The following is a 22,379-nucleotide window of genomic DNA, read 5'->3' as shown; positions in this document are numbered from 1 at the left end:
TTCCTGGAAGAACCTAGCGGAACGTCCTGCGAGCCTCAACCACGGCGGCCCGGCGAAACCTGAGGGGGGCCGCGCACCCGGGGCACGGGGAGCCGGACCCGGCCTGGTGGGAGCGCGGACTCGGCGGGCCCGGCGCGCGTACGCGCGTGGTGAGGCTCTCAGCCGGAGGCGACGGCCGGGAGCGGCGCACCGGGCCCGGGTCCGCTCAGGAGTGCGACTCCAGGTGGCGTAGGAAGACCGTGGAGGGCACCGCTCGGGCCCCCGCCCGCCGGACCGCGGTGACGACCTCCTGGTCCGAGGTGACCACGGCGATCGGCCGCCCCGGCGGTTCGGCCCGTACCAGTCGGACGATCAGCGTGTCGGCGATCTCCCCGGGCGCGCTGAACAGCACCCGCACCCGTCGGCTGGTGGCCACCGGCGGGGCCTCCACGTCGGCGCCGTCGAACACGCAGGTGATCTCCGCCTTGGTCCGGCTCGCCAACCCCTCCAACGAGGTGAGCAGGCGGGAGCGCTGGTCGGCCAGCGGCAGCGTTCCGTACCCGGTCTTGGTGACGTTGTAGCCGTCCAGCAACAGGTGCACACGGGGCACGGTGAGCAGGTGCTCCAGCAGTCCCGGGGCGTCGTCGGGCAGACCGCCCAACGACACGCGGCGGTGCTCCTCCTGGGCCTCCGCCACGAGGTCGGCCGGGCTGTCCAGGGACGTGGGCAGCGCCAGCTCGCGCCGCAGACCGTGCGAGGCGTCCACCAGCACGTCCAACAGCACCCGCAGCCGCGCCTCGTCGGCGTTGCGGCCGGTGCGCACCGCACGGCGGGCGTTCTCCACCTGCGCCTCGGCGTCGGCCAGACGCGAACGCAGCCTGCGGTTCTCCACCTCCAGGGCGCTGACCTGGCTCTCGGAGGCGTGACGCCGGTCGGCGGTCTCGGTCACCGCCTGTTCGGCCTCCGACACCGCCTTGCGGGCGCGCTGGCGCTCCTTGTGGACCTTGCGCCGCAGCTCGGCGATCTCGGTGCGCTGCTCGCCGATCTGCCCGCGCAGCCGCTCCAGTTCCGCCTGGTGCCCCCGCTGGGTCTCCTCCAGACGCCGACGGACGTCGTCGAGGGCCTCGGCGGCCTCGCCGACCTCCCGGGCGCTGCTCTGGCGCTCCAGCTCCTCGTGGACACCCTCGATGATCTCCGGCCACCCCCGGGGGCGCAGCAGGTAGGCGCTGGCGGCCACCGCGACGGGATCGGCGGCGGGCGGGACGACGCCGGCGCGCATCCCCTCGGCCAGCTCGGGCCAGACCTGCTCCACCCGTGCCGCGACCCGGCCCCGGAAAGCGCGGTCGTTCTCCAGCTGGGCGGCGATCTGCGGACCGGCCAGCCGCGCCCGGCGCCGAGGCTCGAACTTGGCGACCCGGCGCAGGACCGGGGGCAGGTCGGCGGGGCGCATACCGCCGAGCACGTCGGAGCCGTACTCGACGACGCGGGCTCGCACCGGTTCGGGCAGGGGGCGGCGCAGGCGCTCTGTGCCCTCCTCCTCGGCGGGTACCGGCTCCTCGGGCCCGGCGGGCCGCCGCGACTCCTCGCGGTCCGCCCCGCCGGGGGCGCGGTCACCGTCGCCGCCACCGGTACCGCCCGAGCCCGGGCGGGTACTCATGCCCGACCCGTCGGGCTCTCCGCCGATGCGTCGGTGACCGACGAGTCGGCGTCGGGACGGGGGACGACCTCCACGCTGTCGGTGGCACCGCACCAGCGGCACCTCACCCGCTCGACCGTCTCGGAGAGCACCGTGCGCTCCTCGACCGCCCCGACTCCGGAGAGCTCCTGATGCACGAAGTCCTGGGAGCGCACGGTCCGGGTCACGTCGAACCGCGTCAGGTTCCCGCACCCGGTGCATCGCCAACGCTCACTGTCACCCGGCATCGCGATCCCCACGGTTCCTCCTTGCGTCGTGCTCGTCCCGGGGCGGCGGCCTGTGCCGTCCCGTCACCCACATCCTTCCATGTCGGGAGGGTCTGACCGTAGCCAGGAAGTGTTTGGTCGTGGCCCCCGACTACCCTGACCGCGTGGTTCGACAGACAGCGGCGCCCGAGGGCGTCCAAACCAGCATCGGGGACCTCGGCACGCCGCTGGCCGGGGTGTCCTTCGTCGTCGTCGACCTGGAGACCACCGGAACCAGCGCCTCGCGGTCCCGGATCACCGAGATCGGCGCGGTGCGCGTGCGCGACGGGCGGGTGACCGGCGAGTTCACGTCCCTGGTCGACCCCGGGACGCTCATCCCGGCCAACATCACCCTGCTGACCGGCATCACCCAGTCGATGGTGGCGACCGCCCCGCCCATCAGCCGGGTCCTGCCCGACCTGCTGGCCTTCCTGGCGGCCGAACCGGACACCGTGCTCGTGGCGCACAACGCGCCCTTCGACACCGGCTTCCTCAAGGCCGCATGCGAGCGCGAGGGCGTGGAGTGGCCCGGTTATCCCGTGGTCGACACCCTGCGCCTGGCCCGGGCGGTCCTGCTCCGACCCGAGGTCCACAACCACCGTCTGGGGACCCTGGCGGCCTTCTTCGGCGCCCCCACCACCCCGAACCACAGGGCGCTGGACGACGCCCGCGCCACCGTCGACGTGCTCAACGGGCTGCTGGCCCGGCTCGCGCCCCTGGGCGTGACCAGCCTCGAGGAGCTGCGGGCCGTCAGCAAGCCGCCCAGCCGCGCGCAGCGGGCCCGCCGCCACCTCGCCGAGGACCTGCCCGAACGCCCCGGCGTCTACGTGTTCACCGACGCGCGCGGCGCGAGCCTGTACGTCGGCAAGAGCAACAACCTGCGCCGCCGGGTCGCCTCCTACTTCACGGCGGCCGAGTCCCGCAGACGCATCCGGGAGATGGCCGGACTGGTCGAGGGCGTCACCCCCATCGTGTGCACCACCGAGCTGGAGGCGTCCGTCCGCGAGCTGCGCATCATCGCCGAGCGCAAGCCCCCGTTCAACCGCCGCTCGCGCCACCCCGAACGCGCCTCCTGGGTCACCCTCACCCCGGAGCCGCTGCCGCGCCTGTCCGTGGTGCGGGTGATCAAGGACGACGGCGCGCCCTACCTGGGCCCCTACCCCTCGCCGCGGGCGGCGGAGGAGGCCCGCGAGGCGATCCTGCACGCCCTGCCGCTGCGCCAGTGCACCCACGTCTTCGCCACCGAGGAGGCGCCGGGTCCGTCCGGTCCCCTGCTGCGGGTGGTCCCCGGCGCCGTGCGGCCGTGCGTACTCGCCCAGCTGGGCCGCTGCGGAGCCCCCTGCGACGGCACGGAACCGCTGGCCGACTACACCGGTCACGCCGACGCCGCCCGCACCGCCATGACCGGCGACCCCGCGGTGGTGGCGGACGCCCTCACCGACCGCATCCGCGAGCTGTCCGCGGAACTGCGCTACGAGGAGGCGGCGTCCCTGCGTGACCGCCTCTCCGCCTTCCTGCGCGGGGCCCGGCGCGCCCAGCGGCTCACCGCCATCGCCGCCGTCCCGCACCTGGTCGCGACCGCTCCGGGGGCCACCGGCTGGGAGACCGCCGTGGTGCGCCACGGACGCCTGGCGGGCAGCGCCGTCCTGGAACCGGGCACCGACCCCGCGGCCTTCCTCGCGTCCCTGACCGCCACCGCGGAACGCGTGCCCCCGGGGTTCGGCCCGGTCCCCAACGCCACGGCGGCCGAGACCGAACTGGTCCTGGACTGGTTGGAGCGGCCGGGCACGCGCCTGGTCGAGGTGGAAGGTGAGTGGACATGCCCGTTGCGCAGCGCCGAAGCGTACGCCGGGATGACACACTGGGCGCATGGCCGCGCTTCCGCTGAATGACGACTACCCGGTCCGACGCGCGCCCGTCGTCACCTTCGGGCTGATCGCGGTCAACGTCCTCGTCTACCTGCTCTCACCACAGGCGGCCACCGCCGTCTGGTACCCGGCGGACGCGATCGGGCGCTTCTGCGCGATCGACGACTACTTCATGCGCTGGGGCGCGATCCCCGACGAACTGCTCGGCCGGGTCGACCTGGCCGGGCCGCTCAGCCCCTCGTGCGAGGGGATCACCGGCAAGTCCGTCTGGTTCTCCGTGCTCAGTTCCATGTTCCTGCACGCGGGCGCGATGCACCTGCTCGGCAACATGGTCTACCTGTTCGTCTTCGGCCCGGTCGTCGAGGACCGCCTGGGCCGATTCCGCTACCTCGCGCTGTACCTGGGCACGGGGGTGGTGGCCGCCTTCGGCTTCGCCCTGGTCGACGCGGACGGCACCGTGCCGATGGTCGGTGCCTCCGGGGCGATCTCGGGCGTCCTCGGCGCCTACCTGGTGGTGCAGTTCCGCAGCAGGGTCACCACGCTGGTGTTCGTCGTCATCCCGATGCGCCTGCCCGGGTGGGCGGTGGTGGGCAGCTACTTCGCACTTCAGTATCTTCTCTACGTCACATCCTCGACCGCCCCGGGCGCTGAGACCAACGTGGCCTACGCGGCACACGTCTACGGGTTCATCGCGGGGGTGATCGCGGGACTGGCGCTGCACCGGCTGCGACGGCGCTCGGGGACACGGCTCTCCGGCGCGTACTAGCGCCCGCGTCCCCGGCCGGGCGCCGCGTCCCGCACAGAACCGCCCAGGAGGCACAGTGATCACCGCGATCGTCATGATCAAGGCCGACGTCCACCGCATCCCCGAGGTCGCCGAGGCGATCGCCGCGATCGACGGGGTCAGCGAGGTCTACTCCGTCACCGGCGGGGTCGACCTCATCGCCATGGTGCGGGTGCGCCGCCACGAGGACCTCGCGGACGTGATCCCCGGCCGCGTCAACAAGGTCGCGGGCGTGATCTCCTCCGACACCCACATCTCGTTCCAGACCTACTCCAAGCACGACCTGGAGTCGGCCTTCGCCATCGGCTGGTAGCCGGGGCCGGGGCCGGGTTCCGCCCGGCCCCGCCGGGCCCTACAGCTCCTTGGCCAGACCCTGGCTGGTCTCCACCCACGCCGCCAGACGGCGCTCGGCCGCACCGCTGTCGACCGCGGCCGCGGCACGCTCGTACCCCGCGCGCACCGCCTCGGTCAGGGAACCGTCCACCCCGTCCACGGCGGCCAGCGCGGCACCGGCGTTGAGCAGCACGGCGTCACGCACCGGGCCGGAGCGGCCCGCCACCAGGTCCCGCACCGCCTGGGCGTTGAACTCCACGTCCCCGCCGCGCAGGGCGTCCGGGGCCGAACGCGCGATGCCGAGGTCGGCCGGGTCCAAGCGCTCACGTCGCGCCCGGCCGTCCTCGACCACCCAGACGGTGGAGGTGGTGGCGGTGGTCAGCTCGTCCAGGCCGTCGTCGCCCCGGAACACCAGCGCGGAGGAGCCCCGGCGGGCGAACACCCCGGCGATCACCTCGCACATGCGCTCGTCGAACACCCCGATCGCCGAGGCGGTCGGCTGCGCCGGGTTGGTCAGCGGCCCCAGGAAGTTGAACACCGTCGGCACCGCCAGCTCGCGGCGCGGCTTGGCGGCGTAGCGCAGCGAGGGGTGGAACAGCGGGGCGAAACAGAAGGTGACACCGGCCTCACGGGCCACCCGCACGGTCAGCTCCGGCGGCAGGTCCAGGACCACACCGAGCCGCTCCAGCACGTCGGCGGTCCCGCACGAGGAGGAGGCGGCCCGGTTGCCGTGCTTGACCACCCGGGCGCCGGCGGCCGAGGCCACGATCGCCGCCATGGTGGACACGTTCACCGTGTGGGCCCGGTCGCCGCCCGTGCCGACGATGTCCAGGGTCGGGCCCTCGACGCTGATCCGGATCGCGTTGTCGAGCATGCCCTGGGCCAGGCCGGTCACCTCGGACACGCTCTCGCCCTTGGCGCGCAGCGCGATCGCGAAGCCCGCGACCTGCGCGTCGGTCGCCGAACCCGACATGATCTCGTTCATGGCCCACGCGGTGTCGGCGGCGCTCAGGGAGACCCCGCCCAACAGGGCGGTGATCAGGTGCGCCCAGGTGCGCTCCTCGACGGCGGACACGTGCTGGTCGGGTTCGGGTGTGACGGGGACGTTCATGTGCTGGGACTCCAGGCGGGACGGGAAGGGGAGCCGGGGCGGGCACGCGGGCCCGCCCCCTCAACGGCTCCGAAGGACAGGGAGGGACGGGGCGGGGCGGCGCCATCGCCCGATGTCGGCGCCGTGGTTCAGGGCTCCGCCCACCACGAGGCGACGGCGCATGTCCCTGTCGCCGTTCATCCTGTCGGTCATCGCGTCACACACCAGGGCTCAGCCGCTGAGCGCCGCGACGCGCTGGCGCATGAGCTCGGCCAGCGACTCGGCGAGCGCGACCGGGTCGATCGGGTGGCTCACGACCTGGTCGGCCTGCGACCAGGTCGCCAGCCAGCCGTCGTCGCGGCGGCCCACCAGCAGCAGCACCGGCGGACAGCGGAAGATCTCGTCCTTGACCTGGCGGCACAGGCCCATCCCGCCGTTCGGCGCGGCCTCGCCGTCGAAGATCGCCACGTCCACGCGCTCGGCCGGGTCCTTGGACTCCAGCTTGCGCAGGACGCCGGGGGCGGTCGCGCACTCGACGATCTCGACCTTGGGGACGTCGGCGGCGGGGCGGCGGCCGATCGCCGTCCGTACCCGGTCGCGGGTCTCCGCCTTGTCGCTGTAGACCAGCACGCGCATCCGGGCATCCGTGTCCGTACCGCTGACCACCATCGCGCAACCGTCCCATCGCGTCGGACCGCGGTCGCCGCCGTGGGGGGTGCGACCGTGGCGTTCGTTGGCTCTTAGCCTCTGACTGTATTGCCTCGGAGCCGACCGGCCCCGAGGGGGGAGTCGGCGGACCGGTGAAGGGGTTGAGACCTTCGACACCACAGGATGCCAGGGTCATGGCGGGCCGCGCCAACCAGCCCCGGGCGCGGCGTTGTCCAACAGTGATCGTTTCGATACCTTGGCGTTGGTTGGGAGAGGTTGAAGCGCCTTCCGGCCGGGTACGGATCGCCTCAACCGCGCCGGATCGGGCCTTCGTGCGCTGGCGGGCGCGTCGGAACCCGGCAGCGGGCGCGCGAGCGGCTACAGTAACGCCCGAGTCACGGTGAGAGCGCCGCCCCGTGGGTCGAGAGCGGTCGATACCGGGACCGATCCGCCTCCTTACGGGGGGTCGAGTACGGACCTTCGCGAGAAGCCGTAATAATGCTCCCGTGGCGACAGCAACCGCGAACCCAAAATCAGCAACCGCATCAGCTCATGGTGTGGCAAAGCGTCCTGACCTGGTGAGTGTTGGCACCATCGTGTGGCTGGCCAACGAACTCATGTTCTTCGCTGCGCTGTTCGCGATGTACTTCACCATCCGATCGGTGACCAACGGGAACCCCGAGCTCGGCGAGTGGGCGGACGTCCACCTCAACGTGCCGTGGGCCTCGACGATCACCATTGTCCTGGTGGCTTCCAGCTTCACCGCGCAGCTCGGCGTCTGGGCCGCGGAGCGCGGCGACGTCAAGAAGCTGCGCACGTGGTTCTTCATCACGTTCTTCATGGGCCTGTTCTTCATCCTCGGACAGGCGTATGAGTACTACGAGCTCATCTTCCACGAGGGCCTGACTCTCCAGTCGAGCGCCTACGGGTCGATGTTCTACCTGACCACGGGCTTCCACGGACTCCACGTCATCGGTGGTTTGATCGCGTTCCTCATCATGCTGGGACGCACGTACGCCGCGAAGCGCTTCACTCACCAGCAGGCGACCAGTGCGATCGTCGTGTCCTACTACTGGCACTTCGTCGACGTCGTCTGGGTCGCTTTGTTCGTAACCATCTACTTCATCCAGTAACCCGAAACGGGGAAACCGTGAAATGGATTACCGCGCGGCGACGGCATCCCCTGGCGGGGTATGTCGTCGTCATCCTCGCGCTAGCCCTGTTCGGGGTGGGGTACGCCGCACTGGCTCCCACCTCGGACCAGGCGCAGGCGCAGACCCTGGCCGCTGAGGCGCCGTCCGCGGACGACGTGGACATCGCCCAGGGCAAGGCCATCTTCGACCAGACGTGCGCCAGCTGCCACAACTACGACGGCAGCGGCACGTTCAACGAGGCCGACGGTGAGCGGACGATGACCAACGGCCCCGACCTCCGCGAGGTCGGCCCCGCCGCCATCGACTTCCAGGTCAGCACCGGCCGTATGCCGTCGATGGACCCGGACAGCCAGATGCCGCGCAAGCCGATGGCCATGTCCGAACAGGATCTGGCGGACCTGATCGCGTACTACAACGCGCAGATCAGGACCAACGGTGCCGGAGCCGAGGTGCCCTACGAGGTGCCTGACGCGGCTCCGCAGCGTGCCGACTTCGACGACGAGGCGGCCTACGAAGAGGCCCTCTCCGCGTACGAGGCCGAGTACGACGCCTACATCGAGGGCGCCAGCGACACCGACATGGGCATGAAGCTCTACCTGACCAACTGTGCGCACTGCCACAGCTGGTCCGGCGGCGGCGGCGCCCTCACCGACGGCCGTTGGGCCCCCGAGCTCCATGACTCGTCTCCGCGCGAGATCTACGAGGCCATGGTCAGCGGGCCCGGCGCCATGCCGATGTTCAGCGACGGTGTCATCTCCCCCGAGGAGAAGCAGGAGCTGATCTCCTACGTCAAGACGCTTCAGGCCGAACCGAACGCCGGCGGCATCTTCGACCTGAAGCGCGTCGGCCAGGTCGCGGAGGGCTTCATCGGGTGGACCGTGGGTCTCTCCCTGATCATCGCCTGCGCGATCTGGATCACCGCGAAGCAGCGTGCCCATGACTGAGAACAACAACGACAACAACACGGGAGACGACGCCAAGAAGCGCGTCGTCGGTACCCCGGCGGACACCACCGACGTGGTGACCGAGACCTCCGCGAAGGCTGAGAGCGAGCACAACGGGCCGTACCTGGCCTCGGAGACTCACCAGCACTCGGAGGAGAAGCAGGTGCGCGGCGAGAAGCTCGCCTCGCTCTGGTTCGTCATCGCCTTCCTCGGCGGTGTGGGATTCATCGTCTCGTACTTCCTGTTCCCGCCCACGGCGGCGGGGCCCGCGATCGCCGACCCCCAGATCGGCCAGTACTCGAACATGCTCCTTGGTGGCACGCTCACCCTCGCCATGTTCGGTATCGGCGCCGGTATGACGGTCTGGGCACGCAACGTGATGCCGCACTACGAGGTGGCGTCGCCGTACGAGGAACTCCCCTCCAGCCCGGAGGAGAAGGGCTCGTTCAGCGAGTTCTTCATGAAGAGTGCCGACGAGAGCGGCTTCACCAAGCGGCCGCTGATGCGCCGTACGCTCATCGCGGCCATGCTGCCGCTGGGCATCGCGCCGATCGTCCTTCTGCGCGACACCGGCCCGCTGCCGGGCGAGCAGATGAAGGTCACCCCGTGGGCCGACGGCGTGCGCATGTTCGTCGAGGGCACGCACCGTGAGATCAAGGCCGAGGACCTGGAGAACGACCCGTACGGGATGATCTCCGCGCTCCCCGCGCTCACGGACGACCGCTACCCGCACGGCATGAGCCTCACCGACCAGGCCAAGTCCGTCATCCTGCTCATCAAGATGCCGGAGAAGGACTGGAAGGACGGGATGGACGAAGCGGTCCGCAAGGGCAGCGACGAAACCCGTCTCAACTGGACCCACGAGGGCATCGTGGCGTACTCGAAGATCTGCACGCACGTGGGCTGCCCCGCGGCGCTCTACGAGCGCACCACGCACCGCATCCTGTGCCCCTGCCACCAGTCGACGTTCGACGCCTCGGACGGCGCCAAGGTGGTCTTCGGTCCCGCGCACCGTCCCCTGCCCCAGCTCCCGATCGGCGTCGACGACGAGGGCTACCTCATCGCCAAGGGCGACTTCAACGAGCCGACCGGGCCGACGTTCTGGGAATACAGGAAGGACTAGTCGATGAGTAAGACCACGCAAGCCCCCAAGGCGCTGCGCGGCGTCGGAAACTTCATCGACGACCGCTTCCACCTGGCCAAGACCGGCGAGAAGAACCTGCGCAAGGTCTTCCCGAACCACTGGTCGTTCATGCTGGGCGAGATCGCGCTGTACTCGTTCATCATCCTGCTCGTCAGCGGCGTGTTCCTCACGCTGTGGTTCAAGCCGAGCATGATCGAGGTCGTCTACGAGGGTTCCTACGAGCGCCTCCAGGGCGTCCCCATGAGTGAGGCCTTCGCCTCGACCCTCTACATCGACTTCGACGTCCGTGGCGGGTTCCTGGTTCGGCAGATCCACCACTGGGCCGCGCTGATCTTCGTGGCCTCGCTCGTGGTGCACATGCTCCGGGTGTTCTTCACCGGCGCGTTCCGCAAGCCGCGTGAGATCAACTGGCTCATCGGTGTCGCCATCTTCACCCTGGCCATGGTCGAGGGCCTCTTCGGCTACTCGCTGCCGGACGACCTGCCCTCGGGCATGGGCGTGCGCATCCTCCAGGGCGTCATGCTGGCGCTGCCGCTGGTCGGGTCCTACGTGTCGATGTTCCTCTTCGGCGGGGAGTTCCCCGGAGAGGACATCATCACGCGCCTGTACATGTTGCACGTGCTGCTGATCCCGGCGCTCCTGCTCGGGCTCATCGTCGCGCACTTCATGATCCTCTGGCACCAGAAGCACACGCAGTATCCGGGGCAGGGGAGATCCGACAAGACCGTCGTGGGAACACCCATGTTCCCGGCGTTCGCGGTCAAGGCGGGCGGGTTCTTCTTCTTCACGTTCGCCGTGATCGCCGGTCTGAGCGCGTTCGTGCAGATCAACCCGATCCACCTGTTCGGCCCGTTCACTCCGACGTCCATCACCTCCGGCCTCCAGCCGGACTGGTACATGGGCTTCATGGAGGGTTCGCTGCGTATCTTCCCGAACACCCTGGACTTCACGATCCCGATCGGCGCCGGTTACCCGGTCATGACGGCGGTCCTGGTCCCGGGTCTGGTCGTTCCCGGCCTGATCTTCGGTGCCCTGGGCGCCTGGCCGTTCGTGGAGCAGTGGATCACCGGAGACAAGCGCGCCCACAACGTGGCCGACCGTCCGCGCAACGCGCCGGTCCGTACCGGTCTGGGCGTCGCGGGCATCGTCTTCTACGGCGTGCTGTGGCTGGCCGGGTCGAACGACATCCTGTCGGAGACCTTCTCGATCGACCTGTACCTGACCACGTACATCTTCCGTGTGCTGGTCATCGTCGGTCCGATCGTGGGCTTCATCGTGACCAAGCGCATCTGCCTGGGCCTCCAGCTCCGTGACCGGGAGACCCTGGAGCACGGGTACGAGAGCGGCACCATCCAGCAGCTGCCCAGCGGTGAGTTCATCGAGGTCCACAAGGAGAACTCGGCCGAGACCACCCACGTGCTGGAGAGCAAGCCGGTCATCACCTCGACCGCCCTGGAAGAGGACGAGACCGACGACAACGGCGTGGAGAACCCGGCGGCGCGCAAGCCGATGGGCAAGCTGCGCCGGGCGCTCGCCCACTGGTACACGAAGGACAACGTGTCCATCGACGGTGTGGAGGCCCACACCGGGCACCACCTGCACCACTCCTCCGGGGGAGACGACAAGGGCCACTAGGTCCCACGTGTCGTGACGACGGACCCGGCCGCATCGCGCGGCCGGGTCCGTCGTGTGTCTCGGGGCTCCTCCAGAGCCCCCAGGCTCTCTCTGGGCCCTCTGCGGCCCCTCCCGCGGGGTTCGGGGTCCGGCCGGGTCGGCCGCGGGTGCCACGGCGCCACCAGGGGCCACGCCCGACCGGGCCGCTCGGCCCCGCTCCGGTCCACGCGGCGGCGACCGGCCCTTAGGGCGTGTTCCGCGGATCATTCCGGGCTCGCGACCACCAGGCTGCCTCTCGCTGCGCCGACTTCGCTCGGACAGCCAAACCCGGGCGGGCCCCCGCTGTGCGACACTGCGGAGCTTGCGGAGCAGAGCACAGTAGGGGCAGCTTCGCTCCTCGTCTTGCGAGAGATTGCCTGGAGGCCGCTCGCGGCGATCGGCGCAAGCGCCGAACCAACCGAAAGCATCCACGGAACACGCCCTAGGAGCCGTCGAACCCTTCGGCCGGGAACGGCCGAGGGGCCGGTCGTGTCGGCGACCGGCCCCTCGGTGGGCGTCAGGACCCGGAGGCCCCGTGATGCCTAGACCTCGTAGATGTCGTCGATCTCCTTGCTCCACTGCTTGCTGACCACGTGGCGCTTGACCTTCAGGGAGGCGGTCATCTGGCCGCCCTCCTCGGTGAAGTCGCTGGGCAGGATCTTGAACTTCTTGATGCCCTCGGCCTTGGAGACGGCCTTGTTGGCGTCGTCCACCGCGCCCTGGATGGCGGCGTTGAGGTCGGCGTCACCGGTGAGCTCGGCGATCTCGCCGGTCTTGCCGTTGGAGGCCTTCCACAGCTCGAACGACTCGGGGTCGATCGTGACGAGGGCGGCGATGAACTTGCGGTTGTCGCCGACCACCATGCACTGGCTCACCAGGGCGTGGGAGCGGATGCGGTCCTCCAGGACGGCCGGGGCGACGTTCTTGCCGCCCGCGGTCACGATGATCTCCTTCTTGCGCCCGGTGATGCTCAGGAACCCGTCCGCGTCGAGGGAGCCGAGGTCGCCGGTGCGGTAGAAGCCGTCCTCGAAGGCGTCCTTGGTGGCCTTCTCGTTCTGCCAGTAGCCGACCATGATGTGGTCGCCCTTGAGCAGGATCTCGCCGTCGTCCGCGATGCGCACGGTCGTGCCCGGCATGGGCTGCCCGACGGTGCCGATCTTGTTGAAGCCGGGGCTGTTGACCGAGGTCGGGGCGGTGGTCTCGGTGAGGCCGTAGCCCTCGATGATGGTCAGGCCCACGCCTCGGAAGAAGTGGCCGAGGCGGTCGCCCAGGGCGGAGCCGCCAGAGACCGCGTAGTGGGCCTCGCCGCCCAGGCGGGCCGTGATCTTCCCGTAGACGAGCTTCTTGAACAGGCCGTGCTTGAGCTTGAGGGTGAAGGGGACCTGGCCGGTGGCCAGCGCCTTGCTGTACTCGATGGCGGTGTCGGCGGCGGCGTTGAAGATCTTGCCCTTGCCCTCGCCCTCGGCCTTCTGCTGGGCCTTGGTGAAGACCTTCTCGAACACGCGCGGGACCGCGAGGAGGAAGGTGGGCTTGAAGACCGAGAACTGGTCGATCAGGTCCGGGCCGGTGCTGGGGTAGTGGCCCAGGACGGCCTTGCCCTCGATGACCATCACCTGGACGAAGCGCGCGAAGACGTGGGCCAGGGGGAGGAAGAGCAGGGTGGAGGGGGTGCCCTCGTGACCGAGGATGATGGGCTTGGCCGGGCCCTCCAGGGCCGCGTGGGCGATGAAGAGGAAGTTGCGGTGGGTGAGTTCACACCCCTTGGGCCGCCCGGTGGTGCCGGAGGTGTAGATGAGGGTGGCGAGGTCGTCGGCGCCCACCGCGGTGCGGCGCGCCTCCAGGGCCTCGTCGGTGACGTCGGTGCCGGTGGCGGCGAGCGCGGTGAGGTCGTCGCCGTCGAACCGCCACAGGTGGGAGAGCTCCGGGGTGTTGGCCCGGACGCCCTCGACGCGTTTGGCGTGGTCGCCGGTCTCGACGAAGGCGGCCTTGGCGCCGGAGTCGGAGAGAATCCACTCGATCTGTTCGGCGGAGGACGTCTCGTAGATCGGTACCGTGACGCCGCCGATCGACCAGATGGCGTAGTCGATCGCGGTCCACTCGTAGCGGGTGCGCGACATGAGGGCGACGCGGTCGCCCTGCTCGATGCCCGCGTTGATCAGGGCCTTGGCGTATCCGACGATGTCGCCGTGCAGCTGCTCGACGGTCACGTCGCGCCACTGGCCGGACCCGGCCTCTTCCTGGCGGCGGGCGGCGACGGCGTTCGGCTCGCTGGCCGCGCGCGCAAAGAGCGTGTCGGTCAGCCGCGCGTCGTCGGAGATCTCGGCCTTCGCGGGAGAGCTGTATTCGCGCACGTGATGCTCCTGGACGTGTACGGGTTCTGGGTGGTGGGGACGTGACGACCGTAACAACACCATCCTACTCGTGAGTAGAACAGGTTGCCGTTCGGTATCCAACGGTGATCCGAGCTTGACGCGCCATCGTGGGCGAACACGCTGTTCATCGCGTGTCCGCCGGTGGCCGCTCGTGTCGGGTCGGGCCGTGCCCTGTGATGTTGTCGGCGTGACCGTGGCCTCGGGGGGAGCGGATCGCTCCTCGCCGGTCCGGCCGGGATCGCGCAGGTCACGCGCGTGATCCCCGTTGCCGCTCGCGCGAGGCGAGACTATCGCGGGCCGGACTCGCCGCGCACACCCGGTCCAACGCGGGGGGCTCCCGGGGTCATCCCCGGTGGCGCCCTCCGGCCGCCCCTGGCTCTTCCCTGAACCCCGCCCGGTCTCCTGTCGGCGTCCGGGCGGGGCGGTTAACGTGACACCAGACGGACCTACAGGAGGCACACGGACATGACCGACAACAACACCGGGCGCACCGAGCGCCCGGGCGGCGGGCGCTCCGACCAGCCCGACCTCATCGACGACGCCCTGCGTCTGGTCGACTCCCTCCAGCGCAAGCTGCTGGTGGCCGGGGTCAGACGCGGCGTCAGCGCGGTCACCAGCCCCCCGGCCAAGGGCGACGTGTGGGAGGAGGCGATCCGCGTGGAGACGCAGGAACAGCGTCCGCCGCTGGAGGAGTTCGTGGAGATCGTGCGCAAGAGCGCCCCGGAGGTCGCGGGTCACCTCGGGCGGGCCGGGCTCTCCTTCGCGGACGCGGTGGGTCGAACCTGGGGCGTGGTGGAGCGTTCCTTCGAACAGGGACGGGAGGAGGCCGCCCGGGCCCGTGAGGAGCGCGAGGAGCGTGAGCGGGCCGATCGGGAGCGTGACGAGCGCGCCCGCCGCGCGTCCTCGGAGCCACCCCGCCCGGAGGGAGGGTCCGGGCCTGGTGAGAGTGGTCGGGACGGCACGGAGCCGCAGGTCACGGCGGGGGAGTAGGGCGGAGTGCGCACGGGGTGCGCTGGGGGTGTGCGGCACGGCCCGAGCCTGGTTTAATCGAATGGTTTACACCATTTGAAAACCCTCTGCCATGAACCTTGAGACTTATGTCAGAGTTCGGGCGTAAGTAGAAGGAGCTGCCCCCATGCTGACCATCGGCGTAGACATCGGCGGAACCAAGGTCGCCGCCGGTGTCGTCGACCACGACGGGCAGATCCTCGACAAGGTCAAGTACCCCACCCCCTCCCACGACCCCCGGGGACTGGCCGAGGTCGTGGGCCGGGCGGTTCGCGAGCTCCGCGAGCGCCAGCTCGAGGACACGGTCGGCGCGGTGGGCGTGGGCGTGGCCGGGTTCGTCGACGAGGACCGCGCCACCGTCCAGGTCGCCGTCAACCTCGGCCTGCACGACGAACCCCTCAAGGAACGGGTCCAGCGGCACGTGGACCTGCCCGTGGTCATCGAGAACGACGCCAACGCCGCCGCCTGGGCCGAGGCCCGCTTCGGCGCCGGACGCGGCAGCGACCACATCGTCTGCGTGACCCTCGGCACGGGCATCGGCGGCGGTCTCGTCCTCGGCGGCGCCCTGCACCGCGGCCGCCACGGGGTCGCCGCCGAGGTCGGGCACTACCGGATGGTCCCGCACGGCCGCCGCTGCGCCTGCGGCAACCACGGTTGCTGGGAGCAGTACGCCAGCGGACGCGCCCTGGTCGCCGAGGGTCAGGACCTGGCCCGCACCGATCCCCTTCACGCCGAACGGATGCTCAAGCTCGCGGACGGACACGTGGAACGGATCGAGGGCGAGGTCATCACCCGGGCCGCCATGGAGGGCGACCCCGCCGCCCTGGAGTGCTTCCGGACCGTCGGGGACTGGGCCGGGCTCGGCCTCGCCGACCTGGCCGCGATCCTGGACCCGGAGTGCTTCGTCCTCGGCGGCGGGGTCTCCGACGCCGGGGACGTCATCCTCGACCCCGTGCGCGCCTCGTTCGCGCGCAACGTGTCCGGCCGCCCCGGGCGCCGCCTGGCCGAGGTGCGCCTCGCCGAACTCGGCGGTGAGGCGGGCATCGTCGGTGCGGGGGACCTCGCCCGCCACTAGGCACACGAACGAGGGGCGGCCACCGGAGAACCCGGTGGCCGCCCCTCGTCCGTGCGGGTCAGGCGTCGCCGTCGCGGCGCGCCCGCTCCTCCTCGGCGTCGGCCCGGTCGGAGGCCTTGCGGGCGCGCTTCTCCTCGCGCTTGGCCTCCCTGCGCGACCGGCGCTCGTCCTTGCGCTCCGCGCGGCGGGTCCGGCGCTCGTCCTTGGCGCTGGCCTGCTGTTCGCGCCTGGCCTCCTTCTCCTCGGCCTCGATCTCGGCCTTGACCGCCTGCGCGTAGCGGTCCACGTACTCCTGGCCGGAGAGCTCCATCAGGGCGTACATGATCTCGTCGGTGATGGCGCGCAGGACCCGCTGGTCCTTCTCCATGCCGTAGTACCGCGAGAAGTCCAGCGGCTTGCCGAAGACCACCTTGGGCCGCACGCCCAGCTTGGGCACGGTGCGCCCGGGGGGCATGATCTTCTCGAGGTTGATCATCGCCATGGGCACGACGGGGGCCTTGGCCTCCAGCGCGAGCCGGGCCACACCGGTGCGGCCGCGGTAGAGCTTGCCGTCGGGGGAACGCGTGCCCTCGGGGTAGATGCCCAGCAGGTCACCGCGTTTGAGCACACGCAGCCCGGTGCGGAGCGCGGCCTCGCTCGCCTTGCCGCCGGAACGGTCGATGGGGATCTGCCCCACGCCGGTGAAGAACGCGCGGCTGAGGAACCCCTTCACGCCGGTGCCGGTGAAGTACTCGGCCTTGGCGAGGAAGGTGATCTTGCGCGGGAGCGGCAGCGGACCGAAGAAGTGGTCCGAGAACGACAGGTGGTTGCTGACCATGATGGCCGGACCGCGCCGGGGCACGTTCTCCACGCCCTCCGCGCGGGGTTGCCACAACACGGCCAGAACCGGCCCCAGGATCGCCTTGACCACCCAGTAGAACATTGCTTCAGATCACCCCTGCACACGCGGGGAGCACTGGGCAGGGCCTGCCACGTCTCACTGTCCCGCTCGCTGACTATGTCCGGAACGCCCCGCCGCGGTCGCGGGGAGGCTGACGGACGCCATCTTCCCACCACGTGCGGGTCCCCACCAAAAGCGTCCGGAACGGACCCGAGGGCCGCTCGTCGCGGGTCGGGCGGGAAACACGCCGCGGGGCACTGTCGAGGATACTCACCGCGGCCGCGGAGCCTCGCTGCCGGTCCGCGCCGCGTCGCCCGGGAACACGCCGGGCGCCCCCGGGGTTCGGGCAGGAGGACGCTACCGTTCACTCGATGACAAACGCTCGCCCGAGCGACTAGCCTCACGGCGGGGGCCGCAGTCCCGACCGGCCTCCCCGCCGAACGATCCCGGGAGCAGACCTGTGAGACCGACCAGCGCCATCCCCCTGATTCCGGGGGCGGACCCCTTCAGTCACACGGGTTCGGGCGTCGGCGTCCTGCTCTGCCACGGTTTCACCGGTTCACCGCACTCGATGCGCCCCTGGGCCGAGTACCTGGCCGCCGCGGGGCTGAGCGTCGAGGCGCCGCGGCTGCCCGGCCACGGCACCACCTGGCAGGACATGGCCACCACCACCAGCGACGACTGGTACGGGGCGGTGGAGGAGTCCCTGCTCGACCTGGCCGGGCGGTGCGACCAGGTGTACGTCATGGGGCTTTCGATGGGCGGGGCGCTCACCCTGCGCCTGGCCCAGGAACACCCCGACATCGTACGGGGAGCCGTGGTGGTCAATCCCTCCCTGACAGTGGAGGACCGCAGGCTCCCGGTGATCGCGCCGATCCGCCACCTCGCGGCCCGTCTGCTCCCCTCCACCCCCGGCCTGTCCAGCGACGTCTCCCTGGAAACCGTCACCGAGGGCGGGTACGACCGGGTGCCCACCGCCGCCGCCGCGACACTCCCGAAGCTGTGGCGCGCGGTTCAGGACGGCATGTCCGGTTTGCGGACGCCGGTTCTGGCCTACCGGAGCACCCAGGACCACGTCGTCGGACCGGAGAGTCTGCGTATCCTCGCTAGGAGAGCGGTCAACGCCCGGCTGACGATCCACCTGCTCCACGACAGCTACCACGTGGCGACGCTCGACCACGACGCCGCCACCATCTTCGAAGGCAGCCTCGCGTTCGTACGCGAGCGCGGCGCAAGCGGGGAGGGAACCGACCGATGACGCAACGTCGGGGCAACGGTCTGCTCGCCGACGCCTACGTTCCGCTGATCCTGCTCGCGCCGTCGCACGCCGACCTGATGCTGGAGGCGCTCAGGCGGAGCGGGATCGCCGCCTACGCCGTGCCGTTGGCCGAGGACGTCCTGGAACCCACCGGCGGGCAGGTCGAGGACCCGCCCACCGACCACCTGTACGTGGACGCGGAGGAACGCGGCGCCGCCGAGCGGGTCCTCGGCTCCGAACTGCCCGACCTGGGCGAGCACGGGACCGGCTCCGACCTGCTGGCCCCGCGCGCCGAGGTCAGACCGGAGCCCGAGGGCGAGGACGCCCAGGAGGCGCCCGCCCCGCACGAGGGCGGCGACGCCCCGGTCGGCGGCGACCTCCTCGACGGGCCCCCGGCCAAGGCCGACCCCGCGCCGTCCCGTGGGCGCGCCGGGGACGAGGACGACGTCTGGAACGACCTCGTGGCCCGCTTCTACGACGACTCCGAGGGAACCAGTGAACAGCGCGGCCGGGTCTCCTGGCCCGACGCCGAGAACCTCGACGCCCCCGACGAGCACCAGACCCGGCTCGGCGACATCCTCGCCAACCTGCCCCGCGACACGGGAGAGGACGACGAGGACTCCCGAGAGGAGGACCGGCGACGGGCCGAGGCGGAGCTGGAGGGGCACTACGAGCCGCCGCCCCCGCCGCCCCTGCTCCAGGGCGACCGGGTGGGCATCGCCGCCTGGTTCGGTCTCCTGGGCGGCCCGGTGCTGCTCTTCGGAGCGGCCTTCATGGGGATCGCCCTGCCCAACTGGGTGATGTTCCTGGCCGTCGCCGCCTTCCTCACCAGCTTCGTCGTGCTCATCCTGCGCATGACCGACTCCCGGCCCCCCGGCGACAACGGTCCCGACAACGGGGCGGTGGTCTGAGCCCTGGGCTTCGACGTCCCCCTCTGGCGCGCCATCGCCCTGTTCCGCGCCGTCGCCCTGGTCTACGCCCTGGTGCCGGTCGCCCAGCACCACGAGTACCTGGCCCGTCCCTGGCTCGCCTGGGCGGTGCTCGTGTTCATGGCCTGCTGGACCGTACTGACCACCTACGCCTACGCCCGCCCGGCCTGGCGCAACTCGCGCCTGCTGGTGGCCGACCTCGGCGTGGCCTTCGGCTGCCTGTTCGCCACCGGGTTGGCGGCCCTGCCCCACTACCTCACGCAGGCGCCCCCGCTCAGCTCGTACTGGTTCGCCGGGGCGGCGCTGTCGGCCAGCGTCATCTGGGGGCGCAGGGGCGCGGCCACGGTCGCCCTCGCCTACGGGTTCGCCGACCTCACCCTGCGCGTGCTCATGGACGCCAACATCACCGCCGCCACCGTGCGCGGCGTGGCGCTGCTCCTGCTGGCCTGCCTCGCCGTGGGCTACATGGCGAGCGTCGCCGAGCAGGCGGAGGAGCGCTTCGCCCGGGCGGTGACGATGGAGGCGCGCATCCGCGAACGCGAACAGCTCGCCCGCTCCATCCACGACTCCGTGCTCCAGGTACTGGCGCTGGTACGGCGTCGCGGCGACGAGATCGGCGGCCAGGCGGCCGAGCTGGGCCGCATGGCCGGTGAGCAGGAGGTGCGGCTGCGGTCCCTGCTCACCGACGGTCTGGACGCGGCCTCGGCCGTCCCCTCCGGCCCCGGCGCGGAGGCCGCCCCGGGGGCCCCGGCCGACCTCAGGGAGGCGCTGCGCCGCCTGGAGTCCGTGCGCGTCTCGGTCTCCGCTCCGGCCACCCCGGTACTGCTGCCGGGGGACACCGCGGCCGAGCTCGCCGCCGCCGTGGCCGCCGCCCTGGACAACGTGGAGCGGCACTGCCCGCCCCACACCAGGGCGTGGGTCCTGGTGGAGGACGAGGAGCACGCGGTGACCGTGACCGTGCGCGACGACGGCCCCGGCATCGCGCCCGGACGGCTGGAGCGGGCGCGCGCCGACGGCCGACTCGGCGTCGCCCAGTCCGTCGTGGGCCGGGTCCGCGACCTGGGCGGCACCACCGAGCTCTCCTCCGATCCCGGAGAGGGCACCGAGATCGAGATGTCCGTACCCCGCGGCTGACCCCGGGCGGTGGCGCGCGGCCGTCGTATCAGCGCCGGGGCGGGCCGTTCCCGGGCCGCTCCTGGTGGGAGTAGCGCTCCTCCTTCCAGGGGTCGGCCCCGTTGTGGTAGCCGCGCTCCTCCCAGAACCCCCGCCTGTCGCCCACCATGTACTCCACCGACCGCAGCCACTTCACGCTCTTCCATCCGTACAGGTGCGGCACCACCAGGCGGAGGGGGAAGCCGTGCTCGGGGGCGAGCCTGGCGCCGTCGCGGTGCGTGGCGAGCACGACGCCCTCACTGAGGAAGTCCCCGACCCGCATGTTGGCGCTGTAGCCGTACTCGCCCCAGGCCATCACGTGCGTGACCTCGGGGGACGGCGGGGCCAGCCGGAGGATCTCGGCCGCCGGGACCCCGGCCCACGGGACGTCGGGCACGCTGAACCGCATCACGCAGTGGAAGTCGCGGACCACGTCCGTACGGGGCAGGGAACCGAACTCGTCCCAGGTCCACCGGTAGGTGCCCAGCGACGCGGTCGCACCGAACACCCGGAAGTCCCACCGCTCCGGCCGGAAGACGGGAACCCGCCCGTAGTGCTGGGGCCTGTGCTCGAACCGGGCCGCCTGACCCGGCGGCAGCCTCGGCCGCGCCCCCTCGCCGGCGCCCCCGGCGTCCTCGCCCTCCGACAACCGTCCCCGTCCCTTCGCTCTGGCCCCTGGGGCCCCGTGCGCCCCCCGCGCCGGGGCGGGCGACGGCGTCCTGTCATCCTGCCAGGCACCCGCGAGAGCCACGTCACTCCCCCCGGTTGTGTGGGGGAGTGCTCACCTTGCGCTATAGTCACAGCCATGCAGCGAAACTTTTGGCGCTTTTATGGCTACCGGCCCACCTCCCCGGTCGCCTGTAAAGCGCTGCGCTGACACAGACGACTTCCCAGGAGCCCCGGGCCGGTATCGGCCCGGGGCTTCTTTGTCTTCGCCCAGGGTCGATGCCCCCGGCACCGGCGCGACCATCGCGCGGCTCAGCCACCCAACCGACACTCAGGGAAACCACATGGTCATCGTTATGGCGCCGGGCGCCACCGCCGACAACATCGACGCCCTCGTCGAACTGGTCACCTCCGCCGGAGGCGAGGCGTACGTGACACGCGGGGTCAGCCGCACCATCATCGGCCTGGTCGGCGACGTCGAGCGCTTCCAGGACCTGGGCTTGAACGCCAAGCCCGGAGTGAGCGACGTGCTGCGCATCTCGGCGCCCTACAAGCTGGTCAGCCGCGAGAACCACGTCAGCCGTACGGTGGTCAGCGTGCGCGGCGTCCCGATCGGCGGCGAGAACATGACCGTCATCGCGGGTCCCTGCGCGGTCGAGACGCCCGAGCAGACCCTGGAGGCCGCCCTCATGGCGAAGGCGGCCGGGGCGGCCCTCCTGCGCGGCGGCGCCTACAAGCCCCGCACCTCCCCCTACGCCTTCCAGGGGCTGGGCGAGGAGGGTCTGAAGATCCTCGCCGACGTGCGTGAGAAGACCGGCCTGCCCATCGTCACCGAGGTCGTGGACGCCGCCGACGTTCCGCTGGTCGCCTCCTACGCCGACATGCTCCAGGTCGGCACCCGCAACATGCAGAACTTCGCCCTGCTCCAGGCCGTCGGCGACGCCGGGAAGCCGGTCCTGCTCAAGCGCGGCATGAGCGCCACCATCGAGGAGTGGTTGATGGCCGCCGAGTACATCGCCCAGCGCGGCAACCTCGACGTCGTGCTGTGCGAGCGCGGCATCCGCACCTTCGAGAAGGCCACCCGCAACACCCTGGACATCAGCGCCGTCCCGGTCGCGCAGAGCCTCACCCACCTGCCGGTGATCGTCGACCCGTCGCACTCGGGCGGCAAGCGCGACCTGGTGCTGCCGCTCTCGCGCGCGGCGATCGCGATCGGCGCCGACGGCGTGATCGTGGACGTGCACCCGAGCCCGGAGACCGCCCTGTGCGACGGTCCCCAGGCGCTGCTGGAAGAGGACCTGGCCGAGCTGCGCGACCTCGCGGGCACCCTGGCCACTCTGAGCGGGCGCACCCTCACCCCGGCGCCCGCGCGGGAGCTCGCCGGCCGCTGACCGGAAGACGGGTGCGGCCCGGGCGGGCCGCACCCGGGGGGGAACGACGGTGCCCCGGACGCTGACGGCGTCCGGGGCACCCGTGCTCGCGCCGCCCCCGCAGGGGCCGG

General features: G+C 71.2%; 20 protein-coding genes. 13 read left to right on the top strand and 7 right to left on the bottom strand.

Annotated elements, in window-relative coordinates:
• Positions 1–205 precede the first annotated feature (205 nt).
• Together ACFYL4_RS24750 and ACFYL4_RS24745 are read right to left on the bottom strand one after the other, a co-directional pair.
• Positions 206–1,636 carry an NYN domain-containing protein gene (locus ACFYL4_RS24750; RefSeq protein ID WP_357768103.1) on the bottom strand — a complete coding sequence of 477 codons (1,431 nt, stop codon included), beginning with the start codon at positions 1,634–1,636 and terminating at the stop codon, positions 206–208.
• Positions 1,633–1,914, bottom strand: coding sequence for a hypothetical protein (locus ACFYL4_RS24745; RefSeq protein WP_357768106.1), 282 nt, complete (start codon positions 1,912–1,914; stop codon positions 1,633–1,635). Before ACFYL4_RS24745 ends, ACFYL4_RS24750 begins: the two co-directional genes overlap by 4 nt.
• A gap of 131 nt (positions 1,915–2,045) precedes the next feature.
• Here ACFYL4_RS24745 and ACFYL4_RS24740 point away from each other — a divergent pair, with 131 nt between their 5' ends.
• Genes ACFYL4_RS24740 through ACFYL4_RS24730 form a run of 3 tightly spaced genes read left to right on the top strand, consistent with a single transcriptional unit; the run spans position 2,046 to position 4,885 of the window.
• Positions 2,046–3,812 carry a DEDD exonuclease domain-containing protein gene (locus ACFYL4_RS24740; protein WP_357768109.1) on the top strand — a complete coding sequence of 589 codons (1,767 nt, stop codon included), beginning with the start codon at positions 2,046–2,048 and terminating at the stop codon, positions 3,810–3,812.
• Positions 3,790–4,554: a rhomboid family intramembrane serine protease gene (locus ACFYL4_RS24735; RefSeq protein WP_357768112.1), complete on the top strand. Its 765-nt coding sequence runs from the start codon at positions 3,790–3,792 to the stop codon at positions 4,552–4,554. The genes ACFYL4_RS24740 and ACFYL4_RS24735 overlap by 23 nt, the downstream gene beginning before the upstream one ends.
• Before the next feature lie 55 nt (positions 4,555–4,609).
• The gene (locus tag ACFYL4_RS24730; protein ID WP_357768115.1) at positions 4,610–4,885 is read left to right on the top strand and encodes an Lrp/AsnC ligand binding domain-containing protein; all 276 of its coding nucleotides are present in this window, start codon (positions 4,610–4,612) and stop codon (positions 4,883–4,885) included.
• A gap of 39 nt (positions 4,886–4,924) precedes the next feature.
• Here ACFYL4_RS24730 and trpD read toward each other — a convergent pair whose 3' ends face one another.
• On the bottom strand, positions 4,925–6,016 hold the full coding sequence (trpD, locus tag ACFYL4_RS24725; protein WP_387521467.1) for an anthranilate phosphoribosyltransferase: 1,092 nt from the start codon (positions 6,014–6,016) through the stop codon (positions 4,925–4,927).
• A 210-nt stretch (positions 6,017–6,226) separates the two neighbouring features.
• A complete protein-coding gene (locus ACFYL4_RS24720) occupies positions 6,227–6,664 on the bottom strand; it encodes a hypothetical protein (protein ID WP_357768121.1) in 438 nt (145 codons plus the stop codon).
• Between the two features lie 536 nt (positions 6,665–7,200).
• Here ACFYL4_RS24720 and ACFYL4_RS24715 point away from each other — a divergent pair.
• The 4 genes from ACFYL4_RS24715 to ACFYL4_RS24700 all read left to right on the top strand — a co-directional run bounded on the left by ACFYL4_RS24715 (position 7,201) and on the right by ACFYL4_RS24700 (position 11,520).
• The gene (locus tag ACFYL4_RS24715) at positions 7,201–7,776 is read left to right on the top strand and encodes a heme-copper oxidase subunit III (RefSeq protein WP_387521465.1); all 576 of its coding nucleotides are present in this window, start codon (positions 7,201–7,203) and stop codon (positions 7,774–7,776) included.
• A gap of 95 nt (positions 7,777–7,871) precedes the next feature.
• Positions 7,872–8,741, top strand: a complete 870-nt coding sequence (locus ACFYL4_RS24710; protein ID WP_387521500.1) for a cytochrome c — start codon at positions 7,872–7,874, stop codon at positions 8,739–8,741.
• Positions 8,734–9,864, top strand: a complete 1,131-nt coding sequence (locus tag ACFYL4_RS24705; RefSeq protein ID WP_357768126.1) for a Rieske 2Fe-2S domain-containing protein — start codon at positions 8,734–8,736, stop codon at positions 9,862–9,864. Before ACFYL4_RS24710 ends, ACFYL4_RS24705 begins: the two co-directional genes overlap by 8 nt.
• Positions 9,865–9,867: 3 nt before the next feature.
• Positions 9,868–11,520, top strand: a complete 1,653-nt coding sequence (locus tag ACFYL4_RS24700) for a cytochrome bc complex cytochrome b subunit (protein WP_357768129.1) — start codon at positions 9,868–9,870, stop codon at positions 11,518–11,520.
• A gap of 560 nt (positions 11,521–12,080) precedes the next feature.
• Here ACFYL4_RS24700 and ACFYL4_RS24695 read toward each other — a convergent pair.
• On the bottom strand, positions 12,081–13,889 hold the full coding sequence (locus ACFYL4_RS24695; protein ID WP_357769936.1) for an AMP-dependent synthetase/ligase: 1,809 nt from the start codon (positions 13,887–13,889) through the stop codon (positions 12,081–12,083).
• Positions 13,890–14,375: 486 nt separating this feature from the next.
• On the opposite strand from ACFYL4_RS24695, the gene ACFYL4_RS24690 reads away from it, so the two are divergent.
• Positions 14,376–14,900 carry a hypothetical protein gene (locus ACFYL4_RS24690; RefSeq protein ID WP_357769934.1) on the top strand — a complete coding sequence of 175 codons (525 nt, stop codon included), beginning with the start codon at positions 14,376–14,378 and terminating at the stop codon, positions 14,898–14,900.
• A 145-nt stretch (positions 14,901–15,045) separates the two neighbouring features.
• On the top strand, positions 15,046–15,993 hold the full coding sequence (locus tag ACFYL4_RS24685; RefSeq protein WP_387521462.1) for an ROK family glucokinase: 948 nt from the start codon (positions 15,046–15,048) through the stop codon (positions 15,991–15,993).
• Positions 15,994–16,051: 58 nt separating this feature from the next.
• On the opposite strand, the gene ACFYL4_RS24680 is transcribed toward ACFYL4_RS24685, so the two are convergent.
• A complete protein-coding gene (locus ACFYL4_RS24680; protein WP_387521460.1) occupies positions 16,052–16,915 on the bottom strand; it encodes a 1-acyl-sn-glycerol-3-phosphate acyltransferase in 864 nt (287 codons plus the stop codon).
• 418 nt (positions 16,916–17,333) lie between these two features.
• Between ACFYL4_RS24680 and ACFYL4_RS24675 the strand changes: the two genes are divergently transcribed.
• The 3 genes from ACFYL4_RS24675 to macS all read left to right on the top strand — a co-directional run bounded on the left by ACFYL4_RS24675 (position 17,334) and on the right by macS (position 20,194).
• On the top strand, positions 17,334–18,131 hold the full coding sequence (locus ACFYL4_RS24675; protein WP_387521458.1) for an alpha/beta hydrolase: 798 nt from the start codon (positions 17,334–17,336) through the stop codon (positions 18,129–18,131).
• Positions 18,128–19,042, top strand: coding sequence for a hypothetical protein (locus tag ACFYL4_RS24670; protein WP_387521456.1), 915 nt, complete (start codon positions 18,128–18,130; stop codon positions 19,040–19,042). The genes ACFYL4_RS24675 and ACFYL4_RS24670 overlap by 4 nt, the downstream gene beginning before the upstream one ends.
• 72 nt (positions 19,043–19,114) lie before the next feature.
• The gene (gene macS / locus ACFYL4_RS24665) at positions 19,115–20,194 is read left to right on the top strand and encodes a MacS family sensor histidine kinase (RefSeq protein WP_387521454.1); all 1,080 of its coding nucleotides are present in this window, start codon (positions 19,115–19,117) and stop codon (positions 20,192–20,194) included.
• A gap of 28 nt (positions 20,195–20,222) precedes the next feature.
• On the opposite strand, the gene ACFYL4_RS24660 is transcribed toward macS, so the two are convergent.
• On the bottom strand, positions 20,223–20,861 hold the full coding sequence (locus tag ACFYL4_RS24660) for a molybdopterin-dependent oxidoreductase (protein WP_387521452.1): 639 nt from the start codon (positions 20,859–20,861) through the stop codon (positions 20,223–20,225).
• Between the two features lie 361 nt (positions 20,862–21,222).
• Between ACFYL4_RS24660 and aroF the strand changes: the two genes are divergently transcribed.
• On the top strand, positions 21,223–22,269 hold the full coding sequence (gene aroF / locus ACFYL4_RS24655) for a 3-deoxy-7-phosphoheptulonate synthase (RefSeq protein ID WP_357769924.1): 1,047 nt from the start codon (positions 21,223–21,225) through the stop codon (positions 22,267–22,269).
• Positions 22,270–22,379: the final 110 nt, after the last annotated feature.

The organism is Nocardiopsis sp. NPDC006938 (genome assembly GCF_042869555.1).
Classification (GTDB): domain Bacteria; phylum Actinomycetota; class Actinomycetes; order Streptosporangiales; family Streptosporangiaceae; genus Nocardiopsis.
This window is presented reverse-complemented; position numbering and strand designations above follow the sequence as displayed.

Bases quoted from the DNA above. Each gene is read 5' to 3' on its own strand.
- ACFYL4_RS24700 (WP_357768129.1), top strand. From the start codon at position 9,868: ATGAGTAAGACCACGCAAGCCCCCAAGGCGCTGCGCGGCGTCGGAAAC.
- ACFYL4_RS24690 (WP_357769934.1), top strand. From the start codon at position 14,376: ATGACCGACAACAACACCGGGCGCACCGAGCGCCCGGGCGGCGGGCGC.
- ACFYL4_RS24750 (WP_357768103.1), bottom strand. From the start codon at position 1,636: ATGAGTACCCGCCCGGGCTCGGGCGGTACCGGTGGCGGCGACGGTGAC.
- ACFYL4_RS24720 (WP_357768121.1), bottom strand. From the start codon at position 6,664: ATGGTGGTCAGCGGTACGGACACGGATGCCCGGATGCGCGTGCTGGTC.
- ACFYL4_RS24685 (WP_387521462.1), top strand. From the start codon at position 15,046: ATGCTGACCATCGGCGTAGACATCGGCGGAACCAAGGTCGCCGCCGGT.
- ACFYL4_RS24735 (WP_357768112.1), top strand. From the start codon at position 3,790: ATGGCCGCGCTTCCGCTGAATGACGACTACCCGGTCCGACGCGCGCCC.
- ACFYL4_RS24705 (WP_357768126.1), top strand. From the start codon at position 8,734: ATGACTGAGAACAACAACGACAACAACACGGGAGACGACGCCAAGAAG.
- trpD (WP_387521467.1), bottom strand. From the start codon at position 6,016: ATGAACGTCCCCGTCACACCCGAACCCGACCAGCACGTGTCCGCCGTC.
- aroF (WP_357769924.1), top strand. From the start codon at position 21,223: ATGGTCATCGTTATGGCGCCGGGCGCCACCGCCGACAACATCGACGCC.
- ACFYL4_RS24670 (WP_387521456.1), top strand. From the start codon at position 18,128: ATGACGCAACGTCGGGGCAACGGTCTGCTCGCCGACGCCTACGTTCCG.
- ACFYL4_RS24680 (WP_387521460.1), bottom strand. From the start codon at position 16,915: ATGTTCTACTGGGTGGTCAAGGCGATCCTGGGGCCGGTTCTGGCCGTG.